A 4,774-nucleotide genomic window follows, 5' to 3' on the forward strand; every position below is an offset into this window, starting at 1 on the left:
CGGCACCCTGCGCGGCGTCGGCGCCGCGGGGGCCTGGGTCCGCGACGACGCCTACTACCGGCGGGCCCCCTGGGCCGGGCGGCGCAGGCTCGACGGGGTGGAGGTGGTCGACGGGGTGCTCACCAACCCGCTGGCGCACGCCGTCGCCACCGCCCTGGAACTCGCCGACCGGACGACGGACGAGGACGTGGCGGGAGTCGAGACGGAACTCTTCCGCGCCCACGACATCGAGGCAGACGACACCTCCGCCGTACGCGTCACCACCGCCGACGGTCTGCCGATCACGGCGACGGTCACCCTCTGCGCCGAAAAGGCCGGGGAACCGTACGTGATCGTGCACGGCGACCGCGGACGGATCACGTTCTGGTACAAGCAGGACCGGGTGCTGGTGCACCGCGCCGGGCACGGCCCCGAGGAGAGCGAGTACGGCCGCACCGACCTGCTGGAGAACCTCGCCGAACACCTGGCGGGCCGGGCGGAGTTGCTGGTGCCCCCGGAACGCACCGGAGCCTTCATGCGGGTCGTCGAGGCGGTGCGGACCGCTCCCGAGCCTGCCGCGCTGCCCGCCGACGCCTGGTACACCGAGCGCACCGGATCCGGCAGCGTGCGGCGGGTCGTGCGCGGTGTGGACGCCCTGGTCGCGGCAGGCGCCGACACGCTCACGCTGTACTCCGAGCTGGGCGCGCCCTGGGCCCAGCCGAGCCGGGTGGAGGCGCCATGACGGACACGACGCTGCACTGCGCCGGGCGCCCCGTCGCCCGCTACGGCTACCGCTCGGAGACGGACCGCCGGCCCTGCCTGCACCCGGTCACCACGCTCGCCGGAACCGCGGTCACCGAGGAGCGGCCCGCGGACCACATCCACCACCTGGGTGCGTCCGTCGCCGTCCCGGACGTGGCCGGCCGCAACTTCTGGGGCGGGCGCACCTTCGTCCGCGGCCAGGGGCCGACCGTGCTCGACAACCACGGCACGCAACGGCACCTCGGCTGGAAGCTGCGCGACCCGGACGGGTTCGTCGAGGAGCTGTGCTGGGAGGCCGACGGCGAAGAGCTGCTGCGGGAGCACCGCACGGTCGCCGCCACCGCGCTCTCCGAGACCGCCTGGGCCCTGGACCTGTCCTTCTCGCTCACCAACCGCGGGGGTTCGGACCTCTCGATCGGCAGCCCCGCCACGAACGGGCGGCCCGGCGCCGGATACGGCGGGTTCTTCTGGCGCGCACCCAAGGAACCCGCGCCGCCGGTGGTGTTCACCGCCGGCGCGGAGGGTGAGGACGCGGTCCACGGCAGGGCCGCCGACTGGCTCGCCCTCGGCGGAACCGGGTGGACGCTCGTCTTCGCGGGAGCCACCGAGCAGACCCGGCGCGACCCCTGGTTCGTGCGCACCACCGAGTACCCCGGGGTCGGCTCCTCGCTCGCCGCCGAGCAGCGTCTCTCCGTGCCGGCCGGGAGCACCGTCGTCCGCCGGATCGTCACCGTCGTCGCCGACGGCGGGTTGGACCGCGCCACGGCCGCCGCGCTCGTCCGCAGGGCGGTGACGTCATGACACGTCGGACAGGCACCGACACGCGCCCGCGCCCGGAGGCGGGTGACACCGGCGAGGACCGCCGGGGAGCGACCGCCCCGGGCCCCCGGTCGGCGGCTTCGGGCAGGCCGTGGACCGCAGACCTCGGTGACGGCACCTACCGCAACCCGGTGCTGAACGCCGACTGGTCGGACCCGGACGTGGTGCGCGTCGGCGAGGACTACTACCTCACCGCGTCCAGCTTCGGGCGGGTGCCCGGGCTTCCGCTGCTGCACTCCCGCGACCTCGTCAACTGGACGCTGGCCGGTCACGCGCTCGACCGTCTCGAACCGGCCGCCGAGTTCGCCGTGCCGCGTCACGACCGGGGCGTGTGGGCGCCGTCGATCCGGCACCACGACGGAAGGTTCTGGATCTTCTGGGGTGATCCCGACCACGGCATCCAGCAGGTCAACGCCCCGCGCGTCGAGGGCCCGTGGAGCGCTCCGCACCTGGTGAAGGCGGGCAGGGGACTCATCGATCCCTGTCCGCTGTGGGACCCGGAAACCGGCGAGGCCTACCTGGTGCACGCCTGGGCCAAGTCCCGTTCCGGCGTCAAGAACCGGCTCACCGGCCACCGGATGAGTGCCGACGGCCGCGCGGTGCTCGACGAGGGCCGAACCCTGGTCGACGCCGACCGCATCCCCGGCTGGTTCACCCTGGAGGGCCCCAAGCTGTACCGGCACGGCGGCTACTACTGGATCTTCGCGCCGGCCGGCGGGGTGGAGACCGGCTGGCAGGGCGCCTTCCGGTCGCGGGACTTCTTCGGCCCCTACGAGGAGCGGGTGGTGCTCAGCCAGGGCGGTACCGACGTCAACGGCCCGCACCAGGGCGCCTGGGTGCGCACGCCGGCGGGTGAGGACTGGTTCCTGCACTTCCAGGCCCGCGGCGCGTACGGCCGGGTGGTGCACCTCCAGCCGATGCGGTGGACCGCCGCGGACGGGGGCAGCGGCGACGGGGACGGCGTCGGCTGGCCGGTCATCGGAGACGAGGGTGTGCCCGTGTCCTCGCACCGCAAGCCGAGCGCGCCGGAGCAGGCGGTCGGCGCCCCGGCGTGCGACGACGACTTCCCCGGCGGCCGGTACGGCGGTCAGTGGCAGTGGACGGCGCTGCCCGGCACCGACTGGACGGTCGGCCACCCGGGTGACGCACTACGGCTCACCTGCGTACGTACCGCCTACGCGCACGACCTGCGGGCGCTGCCCAACGTGCTGGTGCAGCGGCTGCCGGCCGAGTCGTTCACCGCGGAGGTGGACGTCACGCTGGACAGCGCCGAGCCGGGGGCCAAGGCCGGGCTCGCGGTGCTCGGGGACGCCTTCAGCTGGATCGGCCTCGAACGGCAGGCGGACGGCACCGTCGCACTGGTGCACCGGTACGCCGAGGCCGTCGCCGAGCACGAGAGGGACGCCGAGTACCCCCGGCCGGCGCCGCGGGAGCGGGCCCGGCTACGCGTCGAGGTCACCACCGGGGCTCGTTGCCGGTTCTTCGCCGACACCTGGGACGGCACCGGATTCCGTCCCTCGGGCCAGGTGTTCGCCGCGGTCCCCTGGCGGTGGGTCGGAGCCCTGCTCGGCCTGTTCGCCACGGCGCCGACCGGGCAAGGGCCGGCCGGCACGGCCGACTTCACCGCCTTCCGCGCCCACGACTGACCGCCCCACAACCCCAGCCCACAGCCACCACGACCGACCGGACCGCAGACCGCCAACCGCAGACCGCAGGGACACCTCTCACCGCACCACGCACCCCCCACGCAGCGACATCGGACATCCGACAGCACCCACAGAGAAGAGCCGACATGAACATCTCGAAGACGTACCCGGGTCGGGCCGCGGCAGCGGTCTCCCTGGCGACGGTGCTCGCCCTGACGGCCACGGCCTGCGGGGACGACGGCAGCAACGCCGGCGGTGGCGAGGGCAGCGGCAAGGGCGAGATCACCTTCTGGGACAACAACGGCGGTCCGCGCACCGCCGTGTGGAAGGAGATCATCCAGGACTTCGAGAAGGAGCACCCGGACATCAAGGTCAAGTACGTGCCGATCCCGATCGCCGACGTGCAGTCCAAGTACGACACCGCGATCGCCGGCGGCGGGCTGCCCGACGTCGGCGGCGTCGGCACGGCGTACCTCTCCAACATGGTCGCCCAGGACGCGCTGGAGCCGGTCCACGAGCGGATCGCGGAGTCGTCGCTGGACGGCAAGCTCGTCGAGGGCATGGTCGAGAGCGTCAAGGACGCCGGCGGCCGGGAGGGCGAGATGTACAGCGTGCCGACCTCGGCCAACAACGGTGTGCTCTGGTACCGCACCGACCTGTTCGAGGCCGCGGACCTGGAGGCGCCGACCACCTGGGCCAAGTTCTACGAGGCGGCCGAGGAACTGACCGACGCCGAGAACAACAGGTTCGGCTACACCATCCGCGGCGGCGCCGGGTCCATCGCCCAGGCCATCGACGCCACGTACGGCCAGTCCGGCATCACGGAGTTCTGGGACGGCGACAAGACGACGCTCAACGATCCGAAGAACGTCGCCGCGCTGGAGAAGTACGCCGGGCTCTACAAGAGGACGACGCCTGCCGCGGACGTCAACAACGACTTCACCAAGATGGTCGCCCAGTGGGACTCCGGTGACATCGGCATGCTGAGCCACAACCTCGGCTCCTACCAGGACCACCTCAAGGCGCTGGGCGAGGACAAGTTCGCCGGCATTCCCAACCCGATCGGCGACAGCGGAACCCGGGTGCAGGTCTCCAACCCGGTGGACGGGCTGGGTCTGTTCAAGTCGAGCGACAACAAGGCGGCGGCCTGGGAGTTCATCGAGTTCGCCGCCTCGCACGAGTCGAACAGCAAGTGGAACGAGTCGGCCGGTGCCATCCCCGCCAACACCGAGGCGGCCAAGGACCCGTGGATCAAGGAGTCCGAGCCGACCAGGCTCGCGGCGAAGTCCCTGACGGACGGTTCCACCGAGATCGTGCAGCTGCCCTACTACCTGGCCGACTGGAACAACATCAGCAAGGCCGACAACGAGCCGGAGTTCCAGAAGCTGCTGCTCGGCAAGACCACGGCGAAGGCCTTCCTGGACAAGCTCGCCGGCGAGCTCAACGAGGCGCAGGCGGAGTGGAAGGAGCGCAGCAACGGCTGACCGGGCCGCTCCCCCGCCCGGCGTCCCCCGCGTGCGGACGGCGAGGGGCGGGGAGCCGGCAACCGGAGTCCGGCCGGCGGGGCG

General features: G+C 72.6%; 4 protein-coding genes. All 4 read left to right on the forward strand.

Annotated elements, in window-relative coordinates; genetic code table 11:
* The coding region (locus tag ACYVE9_RS15940) for a Gfo/Idh/MocA family oxidoreductase (protein WP_461028515.1) at nucleotides 1-721 on the forward strand (721 nt) is incomplete at its 5' end.
* Nucleotides 718-1,542, forward strand: a complete 825-nt coding sequence (locus ACYVE9_RS15945) for a DUF6807 domain-containing protein (RefSeq protein ID WP_461028516.1) — start codon at nucleotides 718-720, stop codon at nucleotides 1,540-1,542. The genes ACYVE9_RS15940 and ACYVE9_RS15945, both read left to right, overlap by 4 nt.
* Entirely contained in the window at nucleotides 1,539-3,206 is a 1,668-nt protein-coding gene (locus tag ACYVE9_RS15950) for a glycoside hydrolase family 43 protein (RefSeq protein ID WP_461028517.1), read from the forward strand. Before ACYVE9_RS15945 ends, ACYVE9_RS15950 begins: the two co-directional genes overlap by 4 nt.
* A gap of 146 nt (nucleotides 3,207-3,352) precedes the next feature.
* Entirely contained in the window at nucleotides 3,353-4,690 is a 1,338-nt protein-coding gene (locus tag ACYVE9_RS15955) for an ABC transporter substrate-binding protein (RefSeq protein WP_461028518.1), read from the forward strand.
* Nucleotides 4,691-4,774 lie beyond the last annotated feature (84 nt).

This window comes from Streptomyces sparsus, from assembly GCF_054776295.1.

Bases quoted from the DNA above. Each gene is read 5' to 3' on its own strand.
- ACYVE9_RS15945 (WP_461028516.1), top strand. From the start codon at position 718: ATGACGGACACGACGCTGCACTGCGCCGGGCGCCCCGTCGCCCGCTAC.
- ACYVE9_RS15950 (WP_461028517.1), top strand. From the start codon at position 1,539: ATGACACGTCGGACAGGCACCGACACGCGCCCGCGCCCGGAGGCGGGT.
- ACYVE9_RS15955 (WP_461028518.1), top strand. From the start codon at position 3,353: ATGAACATCTCGAAGACGTACCCGGGTCGGGCCGCGGCAGCGGTCTCC.